Annotated in this window: 15 protein-coding genes; 9 read left to right on the top strand and 6 right to left on the bottom strand. The window is 71.7% G+C overall.

From position 1 onward, the window contains the following. The first annotated feature begins 118 nt into the window (after positions 1–118). From OG332_RS19600 to OG332_RS19585, 4 genes are all read left to right on the top strand, one after another. Positions 119–715 (top strand): hypothetical protein, encoded by a 597-nt coding sequence (locus OG332_RS19600; RefSeq protein WP_327414711.1) that lies wholly within the window; start codon positions 119–121, stop codon positions 713–715. A gap of 30 nt (positions 716–745) precedes the next feature. Then, positions 746–1,276 carry a hypothetical protein gene (locus OG332_RS19595; protein ID WP_327414710.1) on the top strand — a complete coding sequence of 177 codons (531 nt, stop codon included), beginning with the start codon at positions 746–748 and terminating at the stop codon, positions 1,274–1,276. Between the two features lie 29 nt (positions 1,277–1,305). Continuing rightward, on the top strand, positions 1,306–1,905 hold the full coding sequence (locus tag OG332_RS19590) for a phosphoribosylanthranilate isomerase (protein WP_327414709.1): 600 nt from the start codon (positions 1,306–1,308) through the stop codon (positions 1,903–1,905). Positions 1,906–1,990: 85 nt separating this feature from the next. Continuing rightward, a complete protein-coding gene (locus OG332_RS19585) occupies positions 1,991–2,386 on the top strand; it encodes an SDR family NAD(P)-dependent oxidoreductase (RefSeq protein ID WP_442816179.1) in 396 nt (131 codons plus the stop codon). Between the two features lie 38 nt (positions 2,387–2,424). Here the strand turns inward: OG332_RS19585 and OG332_RS19580 are convergent, their stop codons facing one another. Further along, a complete protein-coding gene (locus OG332_RS19580; RefSeq protein ID WP_327414708.1) occupies positions 2,425–4,074 on the bottom strand; it encodes a serine/threonine-protein kinase in 1,650 nt (549 codons plus the stop codon). Between the two features lie 102 nt (positions 4,075–4,176). Then, positions 4,177–4,521 (bottom strand): protease inhibitor I9 family protein, encoded by a 345-nt coding sequence (locus OG332_RS19575; protein WP_327414707.1) that lies wholly within the window; start codon positions 4,519–4,521, stop codon positions 4,177–4,179. 362 nt (positions 4,522–4,883) lie between these two features. Here OG332_RS19575 and OG332_RS19570 point away from each other — a divergent pair, with 362 nt between their 5' ends. Together OG332_RS19570 and OG332_RS19565 are read left to right on the top strand one after the other, a co-directional pair. Further along, positions 4,884–6,077: a S8 family peptidase gene (locus tag OG332_RS19570; protein WP_327414706.1), complete on the top strand. Its 1,194-nt coding sequence runs from the start codon at positions 4,884–4,886 to the stop codon at positions 6,075–6,077. Between the two features lie 63 nt (positions 6,078–6,140). Continuing rightward, positions 6,141–7,544 (top strand): outer membrane protein assembly factor BamB family protein, encoded by a 1,404-nt coding sequence (locus OG332_RS19565; RefSeq protein ID WP_327414705.1) that lies wholly within the window; start codon positions 6,141–6,143, stop codon positions 7,542–7,544. On the opposite strand, the gene OG332_RS19560 is transcribed toward OG332_RS19565, so the two are convergent. Beyond that, positions 7,531–7,785 carry a DUF397 domain-containing protein gene (locus tag OG332_RS19560; protein ID WP_327414704.1) on the bottom strand — a complete coding sequence of 85 codons (255 nt, stop codon included), beginning with the start codon at positions 7,783–7,785 and terminating at the stop codon, positions 7,531–7,533. The two genes, OG332_RS19565 and OG332_RS19560, sit on opposite strands and share 14 nt — an antisense overlap. After that, a complete protein-coding gene (locus OG332_RS19555) occupies positions 7,769–8,605 on the bottom strand; it encodes a helix-turn-helix domain-containing protein (protein WP_327414703.1) in 837 nt (278 codons plus the stop codon). Before OG332_RS19555 ends, OG332_RS19560 begins: the two co-directional genes overlap by 17 nt. A 114-nt stretch (positions 8,606–8,719) precedes the next feature. On the opposite strand from OG332_RS19555, the gene OG332_RS19550 reads away from it, so the two are divergent. Next, positions 8,720–8,941 (top strand): hypothetical protein, encoded by a 222-nt coding sequence (locus OG332_RS19550; RefSeq protein ID WP_327414702.1) that lies wholly within the window; start codon positions 8,720–8,722, stop codon positions 8,939–8,941. After that, positions 8,938–9,597 carry a hypothetical protein gene (locus OG332_RS19545; RefSeq protein WP_327414701.1) on the top strand — a complete coding sequence of 220 codons (660 nt, stop codon included), beginning with the start codon at positions 8,938–8,940 and terminating at the stop codon, positions 9,595–9,597. The genes OG332_RS19550 and OG332_RS19545 overlap by 4 nt, the downstream gene beginning before the upstream one ends. Before the next feature lie 30 nt (positions 9,598–9,627). Here OG332_RS19545 and OG332_RS19540 read toward each other — a convergent pair whose 3' ends face one another. Continuing rightward, entirely contained in the window at positions 9,628–9,831 is a 204-nt protein-coding gene (locus OG332_RS19540) for a hypothetical protein (protein ID WP_327414700.1), read from the bottom strand. Positions 9,832–9,973: 142 nt separating this feature from the next. Between OG332_RS19540 and OG332_RS19535 the strand changes: the two genes are divergently transcribed. Continuing rightward, positions 9,974–11,383: a hypothetical protein gene (locus tag OG332_RS19535; RefSeq protein WP_327414699.1), complete on the top strand. Its 1,410-nt coding sequence runs from the start codon at positions 9,974–9,976 to the stop codon at positions 11,381–11,383. Between the two features lie 5 nt (positions 11,384–11,388). On the opposite strand, the gene OG332_RS19530 is transcribed toward OG332_RS19535, so the two are convergent. Beyond that, entirely contained in the window at positions 11,389–12,336 is a 948-nt protein-coding gene (locus OG332_RS19530; RefSeq protein ID WP_327414698.1) for a GNAT family N-acetyltransferase, read from the bottom strand. Between the last annotated feature and the right edge of the window lie 53 nt (positions 12,337–12,389).

Genomic DNA, 12,389 nt, shown 5'->3' with positions numbered 1-12,389 from the left:
GAGCCTCGTTCCAGGCTAGCGGCGTGGGGAAAGGCGTGCCCGGCCCGCGCGGTGATCTCCGCCGATCGGGGGGTAAAACCGCTGGCCGGGGTGGGTGGGGGCGTGTGACCGTACGGCCATGGGGAATTCCGTCGCGTATCCGGTCTACCGCACCACCGATCCCGCCGAGGCGTACGCCAAGGCGCGGCTGCTGTGCGGGCTGCTGGCCCGCCGGTACGCGGAGGTGCGGGTGGGGGCGGAGCTGGGCACGGTCGCGGACGTGCGGCGGATGGCGGCGCTGCTGCCGGACGCGATCTACGACCACACGGGGATGCGCACGCACCCGGAGACCGGCGAGTTCCTCTACTTCGAGGCGGACGTGAGGACGGCCACCGACGCGGAGCTGGGGGCGGCGGTCCCGCTGGAGTTCGTCTGCACGGAACTGCCGGCCGCAGGGGACGAGGAGGAGTTCGTCCGCGCCGTGGGCGCGGGCCCCGCGTCCATCAGCTGGGAGGGCTGCTGGCCCGACGAGCCCGAGCTGGGCTCGCACGCCTCGCCCAAGTACGACGGCGTGCAGCTGGTTCTCAACAGTGACGAGTGCGAGTGGTCCCGGAAGGTCAGCGAGGTCCACACCGTCTACGTCCACGTCACCAAGTTCGGCGACGCGGGCCGCGCCGAGCGGCTCGCCGCCGCGATCGGCGGCAGCGTGCTGGGCGGGCCGGAGCGGGGCTGCTGAACAGCGATGGGAAGTTCGAGGGCCTACCCCGTGTTCCGGACCGACGACCTCGCCGAGGCCTACCGGCGGGCCCGCCTGCTGTGCGCACGGATGAAGCCGCTCGACGCGGAGATGTGGCTGGTTGCGCAGGCGCACACCGTCGAGGAGGCTCGGGGGCTGGCGGCGCTCCTTCCGAAGGGCCTGTTCGAGCCTTCGTACGACTGGGGCCGGGACGTCTGGTTCGCGGGCGCCGAACTGCCCGGTGACGACCGGGAGCTGGCGGCCGAACTACCGCTGACTGTGGACGCGGACGTGGCTCCGGGCCCCGTCGAGCAGGCCTTTCTGCGCGTGCTGGGCCGCGGAGCGGCCACGATGCGCTGGCGCGGAGAGTGGCCCCCCGAGATCCCGTCCGCGTCGCAGGACTCGACGAACCAGCGGGTGGAACTCGACGTCAACGAGGAGCATTCCGACGGCTGGCACACGGTCTACGTGCACTTCCGGACCGCCGACGAGGTGGGCGCGGCCCATCTGGCGGCCGCGATCGGCGGGTCGGTGCTGGGTCCCGTGCAGGTGGGCCGCTGACGCGGCCCGGGTCGGCATAGGCTGGGCGCATGGCTGATCTCTTCGTCAAGATCTGCGGGCTCAGGACCGCGCGGGACGTCGATGCCGCGGTGGCGGCCGGGGCCGATGCCGTGGGGTTCGTGTTCGCGCCCGGCAGTCCGCGTACGGTCGATGCCGCCACCGCGCGGGAGCTCGCCGGGCGGGTGCCGGACTCGGTGCTCACGGTCGGGGTGTTCCGGGGGCAGGCGGTCGAGGAGGTGCGCCGGTTCGCCGAGGAGAGCGGCGTACGGGGGGTGCAGCTGCACGGTGAGGAGGGGCCCGGGGACTTCGCGGCGCTGCGCGCCGAGGGCCGGACGCTGCTGCGGGCCACCGCCGAGCACGTGAAGCGCTGCGGCGAGTACGGCGAGGACCTGCTCCTGCTCGACGCCCCCGACCCGGGCTCCGGCAAGCCGTGGAACTGGGGCTCGGCGGACTTCACCGCGCCCGAGGGGCGGTGGCTGCTGGCCGGCGGGCTGAACCCGGGCAACGTGCGGGAGGCGGTCGGGGTGACCGGGGCCTGGGGTGTGGACGTGTCCAGCGGGGTGGAGCGCGAACGCGGGGTGAAGTCGCCGGAGTTGATCCGCGCCTTCGTCGAGGCCACGCGCGGCTAGCCGGGCCTCCGGGTTTCTGTAGTGGTTGCTACGAAAGTCGTGTCACGGTCTTTCTGTGCTGATCGCTATGGAATCGGGGGGACCCATGAACAACAAGAACGCGCTGGTCACGCGCGGCAGCAGGGGCATCGGCCGGGTCGTCAACATCTCCAGCGGCGCCGCCCGGATCGCCATGCCCGAGATCCTCGCCTACGGGGCGACCAAGGGCGCGCTCGACACCCTGACGCTCAACCTGGCGAAGGCCCTCGGCCCGCGCGGGATCACCGTGAACTCGGTCGCGCCCGGCATCGTCGACACCGACGTCAACGCCGACTGGCTGCGCGGCAACGCCGAGGCCGAGGCGCACGCCGCCTCGCTGGCCGCGCTCGGCCGGGTCGGCCGCCCCGAGGACATCGCCGACATCGTCGGCTTCCTCGCCTCCGACGACGCGCGGTGGGTGACGGGGCGGGTGGTCGACGCGACGGGCGGCGCGGGGCTCTGACCCCGCGTCCGGGCCGTCGACCCGGCGGGGACGGACCGTCAGGTGGCGGGCATCGCCTGCCGCCAGACGGTCATGTCCCCGGAAATCCATTGGGGCATCCCCATCACTTCCGCGGTCGACTTGTACCCGAGCACGTACAGCCCGACGTCCCCCGCCTTGTTCCTGATGCAGAATTGGCTGCCGCCCGCCGCACCGGCCAGCGTCCAGCTCCGGTCGGTCGTGAGCGCCAGCGTGCTCCGGCACGAGTCGAGGGACCCCTGCGTCCCGCCGTACAGCATGATGATCGTGGCGGTGTCGCTCTCCAGGCTGCAGATGCTCCTCTTGCAGCTCATGCGTATCTCTCCGCTGCGGTCGTTGCGCACGAGCGCTTCCCCCAGGGTGATCGAGCTCTGCTCGTCGTCCAGGCGCATCCGGGGGTACGGGTTCGCCTGGGGCGGCTGGGACGCGCTCGGTGCGGGTGCGGACCCGGAGCCTTCGGCCGCCTTTCCGCCGGTGGCCGAGCCTGCAGAGCCCGAGCCCGAGCCCGAGGCCGAGGCCGAGGCCGAGGCCGAGGCCGATGCGGCCGGGCCGGGCGACCGGGCCGCGGAGGCCTCCCGCCCGCGCATCCGGTCCGCGGTTTCCTTGACCATCCAGACCGCGCCGCCCATCAGCAGCAGTCCCGCCACCATCGCCGAGGGAATCGCCACCGCGGCACGCCGCCGGCGCTTGCGCCGCTCCTCCGGCGTCGGCGGCTTCGGCCCCCAGACCTTCGGCGTCTCGTGCCCCGTGGCGGGCCCCGGGGCCGGATCCGGGACCTCCACGTCCGGCCCCAGCACCTCCCGCCAGACGGCCGGGCTGCCGCCGCTCGTGTCGGAGGCGTCCTCGCCCAGCTGCTCCCGGCACCACTCCACGATCTCCGTCGGGGTGGCCCGCTCCTCCGGGGCGGAGGCCAGGCACCGGGCGAGCAGCGGCTGCAGCCGCTCCGGCAGCCGGGACAGGTCGGGGGCGGAGTGCACGATCCGGAACAGCACGGTCATGGAGGGACCGGTGCCGTACAGCGGCTCGCCCAGCGCCGCGTACGCCGCCGTCTGACCCAGTGCGAAGACGTCGGTGGCGGCCGTGGTCTCGCCCGCCAGCGCCTGCTCGGGAGCCATGTACTGGGGCGTGCCGATGGTGCTGCCGGTGGCCGTGGGCGCGGTGGTGTCGGACGCCGTCGAGATGCCGAAGTCGATGACCCGGGGCCCGTCGGAGGCCAGCAGCACGTTCGACGGCTTGAGGTCCCGGTGGACGATGCCCGCCTCGTGGATGGCCTGCAGGGCCTCGGCCACGCCCGCCATCAGCCACAGCACGGCGGGCACCGGCAGGGGGCCGCGCTTGGCGACGGCCTCCGTCAGCGAGGGCCCGGGTACGTACAGGGTGGCCAGCCAGGGCGGAGTCGCGTCCGTGTCGGCGTCGATCACCTCGGCGGTGTACGCCCCGCGGACCCGCCGGGCCGCAACGACCTCCCGCCGGAACCTCCGCCGGAACACGGGGTCTTCGGCCAGCTCCGGCCGCACCACCTTGATCGCCACCGGGCGGCCGCCCGGGGTGTGCGAAAGGTAGACCCGGCCCATGCCGCCCGCGCCGAGCCGGGCCGCGATGCGGTACCCGGCGACGGTCCGCGGATCCTCCGCGCGCAGCGGCTCGAACACGTCGGTCGCGCTGTTCATCGGCCTCCCCGATCCCCCCGACCCCCCGATCAACCGATGAGTTGATCCGCATCACTTTAAGCAACGCGTAAGGGCGGGGAGTTGCCGGGGAGCCCGCCGAGGTCAGACGCCGGGGCCGAACGAGGTCGCGCCGCCGTCCTTCTCGACCGACTCCACGACCGCGGTCGCCCGCAGGGCCTCGACCTGCTCGGGGGAGAGGCGTGCGGCGAAGCCGTTCAGCGTCTCGCGGTAGACGTGCAGGGGGGTGATCCCGTACGCGTCCGCGACGGCGGCCGGGTCGAGGCCGGGGTGCACGGTGACGATGTACGTGGAGTGGTCGGCGGGGGCCGTGTGGGGCACGGGCTCGGGTGCGGCGGTGGCGGCGGCTGCGGACACGGGCAGGGTGACGGCGACGGCGGCCAGGACGGCGACGGCCACGGGCAGGGCTCGGCTCAGACGGTTGCGCATGGGTGGAGGCCATCACGCACTGCGGTGCAGGTCAACGAGGTCCGGGGGTGAGGCGGGGGCACGGGCGGCGCACCGGCCGTGCGCTCCCCGGTGTGGGGGCGGGCCGTACGGGTGATCTTGAAAGGTTGGTCACGGTCGTACGGGCCGGGGCGCGGCCTGAGGGCACCGGGGGATGACCCTTCCTGCAGCTTGTGCGACCGGGCGTGTTGACGCGGACGCCGGACGATCGGCCGGGCGGGGGCGGTGGTTCAAGCCCCGTGTAGGTGGCACCGATGGAGAGGAAGCCGCACCCGCCGAAGCGCTCGATGCCGCGGGGGCGGCTCACTCATGCCGACCTTTTGCCCCGTCAGGGAGTTCTTTTCATGCGCCTGCTCGCACGTCTGGCCACAGCCACCCTCCTCACCGTCACCCCGGTCGCGGCGGGCACGGCCTCCGCCGCGGCCCCGGAGCCGACCCCGGCCCCGCTGGTCAAAGCCGCCAACCCGGTGCCCGGCAAGTACATCGTGACCCTGGAGAAGGGGCAGGACGCGGCGAAGGTCGCGAAGAAGCTGGGCCTGAAGCCGTCGTTCGTCTACGACACGGCGATCAACGGCTTCGCGGTCCCGCTGACCTCGCTGGAGCTGACGCTCGTCCGCAACAGCCTGGGCGTGAAGTCGGTCGAGGAGGACGCCGCGGTCCGGTCCGTGCCGACGCCGACCGCGCAGGGCGCGATGCGGGCCCCGTCGAACTCCTGGGGCCAGGACCGGATCGACCAGGCGAAGCTGCCGCTCGACAACAACTTCACCGTCCAGGGCAATGGCGCCGGGGTGACCGCGTACATCCTCGACACCGGCATCGACTACCAGCACACCGAGTTCGGCGGGCCCGACGCCACACGGGCCACCTTCGGCTTCGACGCCGTCAACGACGGCCGCAACGGCCAGGACTGCCAGGGCCACGGCACGCACGTCGCGGGCACGGTCGCGGGCAAGACGTACGGGGTGGCGCGCAAGGCGAGCCTGGTCAGCGTCCGCGTCCTCGGCTGCGACGGCAGGGGCACCTGGTCCGGGATCATCGCCGGCATGGACTGGGTGGCCAAGAACGCCAAGCAGCCGGCCGTGCTGAACGGCTCCCTGGGCGGGGACAGGTCGGAGGCCGTCAACAACGCCGCGACCGCCCTCTCCGACGCGGGCGTGCTGCCGGTCATCGCGGCGGGCAACGACGCGAAGGACGCCTGCGGGGTCTCCCCGGCCTCAGCGGCCCGCGTGCTCACGGTCGCCGCATCCAACCAGTGGGACGAGGAGACCTCCTTCTCCAACTACGGCCCGTGCGTCACCCTCTACGCGCCCGGCGAGGCCATCCTCTCGGCGAAGCTCGGCGGCGGCAGCGTGGCCCTCGACGGCACGTCGATGGCCGCCCCGCACGCCGCCGGTGTCGCCGTCCTCTACAAGCAGGCGCACCCCAGTGCCGCTCCCGGTGAGATCAACGAATTCATCGACGACGAGTCGACCAAGGACGTCCTGACCAGCGTCAGCAAGGGCAGCCCGAACCAGTTGCTCTTCACCGGCGGTCTCTGACCCGGGACCCGGTGACCCGAGCCCCCGACGGGCACGCCAACTAGGCTGTGCCCAAGGGGGATCATGGACAACCACACATCTCGGGGCGCGCGGTGGCTGCCGCGCGCCCTGTTCGTTGCCGGCACGGCGGTCGCCGTCGTGACCGTGCTGTACCTCGTCCTGCTCGGCCGGATGGCCTTCGTCGACTGGACCCGGGGCAGGGGCCGGCTGCTGCTGCTCACCCCCGCCCTGGGGCTCCTCGCGTACGTGCTGCTGGCCCGCGGGCGTCGTGCCGCCCGGGGCGCACTGGTCTGGTGCCTCGCCGCGACCGTCGCGCTGGCCGCGCTGTGGCCCGCCTGGCAGGCGTACGAGTGGATGCGCGGCCCACAGGCGTACGTGTGGACCTGGTGGCAGCGCGAGAAGCCGGAGTCGGCCCGGCCGGTCGGCGCCTGGCTTCGCCCCTCGTCGGGGCTCGTGCGGGTCCGCGAGGACGGCCTGTCCCTCTACGACGGCGGGGGCCGCTCGGCCGGCGGGCTGGGCGCGGGCGGGGTCGTCACCTTCTGCGCCCTGAGCCGCACCATCCCTCACGGCATCGGCCTGGTCGCCGCCTCCCGGTCGCCGGACGGCTGCGGCGCGCAGGTGCTGGCCGTGGACCTGGAGGACGGTGAGAAGCTGTGGGCCAAGGACCTCCCGGTGGCACCCGGCCGGGACGGGGACGAGGTACCCGTGGCCGCCGTCGGCGATACGGCCGTCGCCGTGACGGAGGGCGCCCTCCTCGGCCTGGACCTGCGCGCGGGCGACGAACGCTGGCGGGTGCCGGTACCGGCCGACTGCGAGGTCCGCGCGCTCGACGGAGCCGCCGACCGGGTGCTGTACGTGGAGGACTGCCCCGGCGGCGGCTCGGCGCGGCTGATCGCGCTGGACGCGCGGACCGGAGCCCAGGCCTGGCAGAGCCCGCTGCGCACCGCAGGCCCGTCGGCGGAGGTGCGAATGCTGTCGGCGCGGCCGATCGCCCTGCGCGCCGGGGACTCGGTGCTGCTGTTCGACGACGCCGGGCGGCAGCGGGGCGCGGTGCCGGTGGCCGGCCCGCAGGAGGACCTGACCGCGGAGCCGGGACCGGTGGTGAGCGGCGACCTGCTGATCACCCCGGTGAAGGGCAAGGTCCCGGGAGTCTCCGCGTACTCCGTGCTGGACGGCAAGCGCGTCTGGCACGCCGCGCTCGACGGCGCGACGGTCCTGGGCCTCGTGCAGGGCCGGGGCCCGGGCGGGGTCGACGTGGTGACGTCGACCGCCGCGCGGACGCATCTGTGGCACCTGGACGGGGCCACGGGCAGGCCGAAGGCCGAGCCCACGATCCTGCGCGAGGTCCCGCTGGGCAGACGGTTCGAGATCTACCCGCAGGGCTCCGAGGGCTACACGTTCGTGAACCTGGACCCGGCCGGCGAACTGCCGTCGTACGTGGTGCTGGCGCGGGTCAGAGGCTGGTGACGAACGCCGTCCAGGCGGTGTCCCGGAAGGTGAGGTGGGGCCCGTCCGGGACCTTGGAGTCCCGGACCGGAACGATCCCGGAGTGGCCGTCGGCGACTTCGAGGCAGTCGCCGCCGGTGCCGTCGCTGTACGTGGACTTCCGCCAAGTGGCCATCTCCAGGCAGTCGCCGCCGTCGCCGCCGCTGTAGGAAGACTTGTGCCACGTTGCCGTCGAGAGGTCGTACTCAGGCGTGCTGGTCATGTTCGTAATCCTCCGCGACCGATTCGATCAAGGCCAGAGATTTGCGTGGCGACAGCGCGTTGGCCGTGAGCAGATCGTAGGTCAGGGTGTGCTGGGTGACCGTGGCCGGATCGTCGAACAGCTGCCCTGTGCCCATGCCTTGAACGTAGGCGAGTGGCGGTGCGTCGTCGAACGACATCAGCTTGAGGGATCCCAGCATTCCCGCGTGGAAGCCCGCGCTGAAAGGAAGCACCTGCACGATGACGCGGTGCTGTCGGATCAGGCTTGCGATATGGCGGAGGTTCTCCGCCAGCACTGCCGGGTTCTCTCCGCACCGGCGCAGTACTGCCTCGTCAAGGACGCACCACAACATCGGCGTTGTTGGATCATTCAGCAGTGCGGCCCGTGCCAGCCGGTTCGTGACCAGCTCATCGATGGTTTCTTCCGTGGCCGTCGGCTGATACGCGCGGAAGACCTCTCGTGCGTACGCCGCCGTCTGGAGCAGCCCCGGGATCAGCTGGGGTGCGTACTCCCGGATGGCCGTCGCCAGAGCCTCCGCTTCGGCCGCCGCCGCGAAGTGGTCCGGGTACTTGGACTTGGCCGCAGCTCCGCAGTTGCGGACGAAGAAGCCGTTCGTGTCGAGGATGTCGTCTATCTGGCGCGCGAATTCGATGTGCATGCGGCGCGTGCCGGCTTCGAGCTGGCCGATGAACGAGCCGCTGACGAAGAGCGGTTCGCCCAACTCGGCCTGGCTGAGCCCGGCACGTTCGCGCGCCACGCGCAGCTCCGCGCCGAGCAGGGCGCGGGGTGAGGAGGACGGGTCGAGGTTCTTACCTGCCATGGCAACTCCCGGGCCAACAGGTGGGGTTGTTCTCGGTGCTTCCTTGAAGGCTAGCGAGCTCGTCGCCACGCTGTGTGTCGAAGTCGGATACACAGAGTAGAAAGGTGACATGTCATGGTGCTCACGCCACAGGAGCGCATGCAGGCGGCCGAGGAGGCGGTCCGGCAGCTGAAGGAGTCGCTGGCCGGAGTGGGGGTGCTGTTCCCCTCGCTGGACGTGGAGCGGGTCTCGGCGGCCGGCAGCTACGGGCTGCCGCTCGTCGATCTGGGCCGCTGCAACCTGGACACCGCCCTGCGGCTGGCCGCCGTACTGCACGAGCGGGCGGCGGGCGCGTGAGCGAGGCGGTCGACGCCGCCCAGTTCGCCTTCGAACTCGGCTGGAAGCTGCGCGGCTTGGAGGCCGCGCTCGTCTGTGGAGGGTGGAAGCGCAGGGGCACGGGACTTTCCGTACGCGTGCAGTACGACGAGGGCGGCGGGCAGTGGACCGCGGTCGGCGATGACGGGGACCGGCGGGAGAGGCGGTCGGCCGATACGGCGGACGAGGCGAGCGCGCTGGTGCACGAGGCCTTCGGGCTGACGGCGCGGCGGCCGCCGCCGGCTTCATCGCCGGGCCGACAGCGGTTCACGCTGGTCCACTGCCCGCTCGGGGAACACCCGGGGTTCGACGATCCGCGCTACGACGGGCTCAAGGCGGGGCCGCCGGAGGGGTGCGTGGTGGAGGACGTCGGCGGGTACTTCGGGCTCCGCTGCGAGCGGCCGGGCGCGCGGCTGCTGGACGCCGTTGCCGAGACCTGCCGGGAGGTCCGGGCGGAGCACGGGCTGCTCATGTCCGACCTCGGCATCGAGAAGCTGTGGGAGTGGTCGCAGGACGGTGCGGACGGCTGGGGCGCGGAGATCGTGGGCCAGCTGCTGCTGATGGCCGCCGAACGCGGCCCGAAGCTCGGCTACGGCACCGATGACCTGGTGCGGTTCCTGCGTACCGCCGCCGGCTGAGCCGTTTCGGGAAGCGCGTGCGGCCGGCGCTCAGGTCTTGGTGATGAGCTCGCCGTCGTACGCGCCGCCCAGGCAGACCCACTGGCCGGCGGTGGAGTCGTACTCCACCGTTCCGCTTCCGTCCACGCACGCCGGCCCGGTGACAGCCGGTACGGCGGCCTGCGCGACGGGGACCGTGGCACCGAGCCCGGCCAGTACGAGGGCGGCGGTGAAGCCGAGAAGTCGTGTTCGCATGAGAACTCCCGTGGGGACGAGGGACGCCAACACCTCCACACCAGCTTCCCCCTGCGCCGCGCCGGGCGCACCCTGACGTGCAGGCACACGTGCAGTGCGCGCTCCGGAAGCGCCTCCCGTGGACAAGCGGCAGGCTGGTGTCATGGCGAACACGCGCATCGTGACCGTGGGAGCGCCGGATGACCTCGGCTTGCGGAAGGTCCTGATCGACGGCAGGTCGGTGGGCAGGGTCTGGTCCGAGGAGGAACTCTGGAGACTCCTGAGTCGTGAAGGCGTGGAGGACGGACACCCCGTCCGTTTTCTCGGCGAGGACGGCACTCGCTGGCCGGACCAGGCGTGGAGCCGACGAACCATCGGCTTCATCGTGGTCTTCGGCCTCCTCGTGACCGCATGTCTGCTCTTCCGGGTCGGAATAGCGGACAGTGGTGATGCCCTGACCTACGGCGGGCGCATCGCCGGATTCACCATTCTCGTCCTGGCCTTGGTGGAGGTGATCGCCGCCGCGGCCGCTGTGGATTTCTGGGAAATGCGGCGATGGCGATACTCGGGGGTGGTCGTTCTGGTCGGAGTCCTCATCACCCTCCTCTGCAGTATTGCTGTCGTCCTGCTGCAGATAGGCGAGCGTTTCACCGGCTACACCCTGATCGCGATAGGCCTCCTCGTCTGGTCTTCGGCGGCCCTGCTCGAACTGGCGAAATGCCGGGCGTGGAAGGGTCTCAGCATTCCCAGGAAGATTGCGATCGGGGCGATCGTTTCCACCCTTCTCGCCTTCGCCAACCTGGCGTACGCGCAGATCTATGTTCCCTATGTGACGACCCCGCTGATACAGAGTGGGGCCGAGTTCGGGGAGTCGAGCCAGGTGAAGATCGGGGCGTCGATGTACGTGACGGCCCATCTGTCCGTGAAGAACGCCGGACAGGTTCCCGTCTACGTCCTCGGCAGCATCTACTGGATCCACGGCGGACCTGCGAGCGGTCCCTCCGAGGTGAAGCCCGTCGACTACGAATTGATTCACGACGGCGAGTTCGTGACTCCGGTGGGCCACGTGTTGAATCCGGGGGAAGAGGTCGCGCAGGACGTGGTCGTCGAGATCGAGAATCCTGAGAAGCGCGGATATGAGGCGATCAGGGCCCAGACCGAGGTGTACGTGATCAGGAAAGACAGAATGACCATGGCCACCGATTTCAAGCACGCCAACCTGGAGATGAAGGGGTGGCGTCCCGGAGTGATGTGCGAGGAGGGGGATCCGCGCGGTGCGAAATCAAGATATCGGACCACCATTTCGAACAGCACCGAAATGCTGAACGTGACACGAGGGCAGCAGCGCATCACCGTGTGGAGGGTCGACAGTGGTAACTGGCCGCGTGTCGATGTGCATGTGTCACCCCCGGGTGAACGGATATCCTTCGTTCCCACCATGCCCTTGGAGAACCAAGAGGCCAGTGAGCGGTACGGCCTCTCGCAGGTGCGCGGCTCCACAGCGCAGACGCCCTACCGGGAGCTCCTGGAGAAGGCACGTTCCACCGAGAAGGGCGCGAGCCCGCCCAAGTGACCCGGCTACACCGGGGAGTCGGTGCGCAGGCGGGCGTGGAGGTGCTCGTCGTGCCAGCCGTCCGTGTGCAGGAGGGCGCCGCGCATGGTGCCCTCCAGCGGGAACCCGGCCTTCGTGGCGATGGCGCAGGAGGCCGGGTTGGCCACGGAGTGGGTGATGCGGATGCGGTGCAGGCCGAGGTCGTCGAAGGCCCAGCGGCTGACGGCCTCCGTGGCCGCCACCATGAGGCCGCTGCCGCGGCCGGCGGGCAGCAGCCAGTACAGGATCTCGCCGCTGCTGCCGGTGAGGTCGAGGTCGGCCAGTCCGATCAGGCCGACGGCCGGGCCGCCGGCGGCGGGGGCGACGGCCCAGATCGCTGCCTTCTCTGCCTCCCAGTTGCGGCGGTAGCGCGTGATGCGCTTCTCGGCGCGGCCCTCGGTGAACCGGCCGGTGCGGTTCCAGTGCTGGATGTCGGGGTCGAGGCCGGAAGCGACCAGGGCGGGGGCGTCGGACGGCTCCCAGGGGCGCAGCAGCCACCCGTCGGCGAGGTCGAGCACGGGCTGGGGCAGGGCCCGCATCCGGCCGGCCGGTACGACCGGGGGGATCTCCTCGGCGGCGCGGAGGCGGGCGAGGAGTGCCTTGGCCGCCTTGCTCTTGCCGTCGAAGCCGTGGCCGCGGTCCAGGTGTTCGGGGACGGCCGGGCCGGTGAGCAGGACGATGTTGCAGGAGAAGCAGGGGATGACGTCGTAGAGGTGGTTCAGTTCCGCGTCGTGGGCGCGCAGGCCCCAGGTGGGGACGAAGCACCGGGCCCGGTCGCCCGGGGGCAGGGCTTCGATGAGGGCGAGGGTCTCGGTGGCCTGGGGCCCGGTCCACAGGGTGACGGGGGTGCCGCCGGATAGGGGACCCCAGGGGTGGCCCTGGCGGGGGTCGAGGCGGACGACTTCGAGGGCTGCCGCCCCGGCGGGGATCTCCATGGCGCCGAGTATGCCCAACCCGGTTCCGAACTCGAACACTTGGCGAGGGCCTG

The sequence above is a fragment of the Streptomyces sp. NBC_01233 genome, from assembly GCF_035989305.1.
Classification (GTDB): domain Bacteria; phylum Actinomycetota; class Actinomycetes; order Streptomycetales; family Streptomycetaceae; genus Streptomyces.
This window is presented reverse-complemented; position numbering and strand designations above follow the sequence as displayed.

Coding starts and splice junctions, on each gene's coding strand:
- OG332_RS19540 (WP_327414700.1), bottom strand. CDS start 9,831: ATGCGAACACGACTTCTCGGCTTCACCGCCGCCCTCGTACTGGCCGGG.
- OG332_RS19580 (WP_327414708.1), bottom strand. CDS start 4,074: ATGAACAGCGCGACCGACGTGTTCGAGCCGCTGCGCGCGGAGGATCCG.
- OG332_RS19555 (WP_327414703.1), bottom strand. CDS start 8,605: ATGGCAGGTAAGAACCTCGACCCGTCCTCCTCACCCCGCGCCCTGCTC.
- OG332_RS19570 (WP_327414706.1), top strand. CDS start 4,884: ATGCGCCTGCTCGCACGTCTGGCCACAGCCACCCTCCTCACCGTCACC.
- OG332_RS19600 (WP_327414711.1), top strand. CDS start 119: ATGGGGAATTCCGTCGCGTATCCGGTCTACCGCACCACCGATCCCGCC.
- OG332_RS19585 (WP_442816179.1), top strand. CDS start 1,991: ATGAACAACAAGAACGCGCTGGTCACGCGCGGCAGCAGGGGCATCGGC.
- OG332_RS19565 (WP_327414705.1), top strand. CDS start 6,141: ATGGACAACCACACATCTCGGGGCGCGCGGTGGCTGCCGCGCGCCCTG.
- OG332_RS19575 (WP_327414707.1), bottom strand. CDS start 4,521: ATGCGCAACCGTCTGAGCCGAGCCCTGCCCGTGGCCGTCGCCGTCCTG.
- OG332_RS19550 (WP_327414702.1), top strand. CDS start 8,720: ATGGTGCTCACGCCACAGGAGCGCATGCAGGCGGCCGAGGAGGCGGTC.
- OG332_RS19590 (WP_327414709.1), top strand. CDS start 1,306: ATGGCTGATCTCTTCGTCAAGATCTGCGGGCTCAGGACCGCGCGGGAC.
- OG332_RS19530 (WP_327414698.1), bottom strand. CDS start 12,336: ATGGAGATCCCCGCCGGGGCGGCAGCCCTCGAAGTCGTCCGCCTCGAC.
- OG332_RS19560 (WP_327414704.1), bottom strand. CDS start 7,785: ATGACCAGCACGCCTGAGTACGACCTCTCGACGGCAACGTGGCACAAG.
- OG332_RS19535 (WP_327414699.1), top strand. CDS start 9,974: ATGGCGAACACGCGCATCGTGACCGTGGGAGCGCCGGATGACCTCGGC.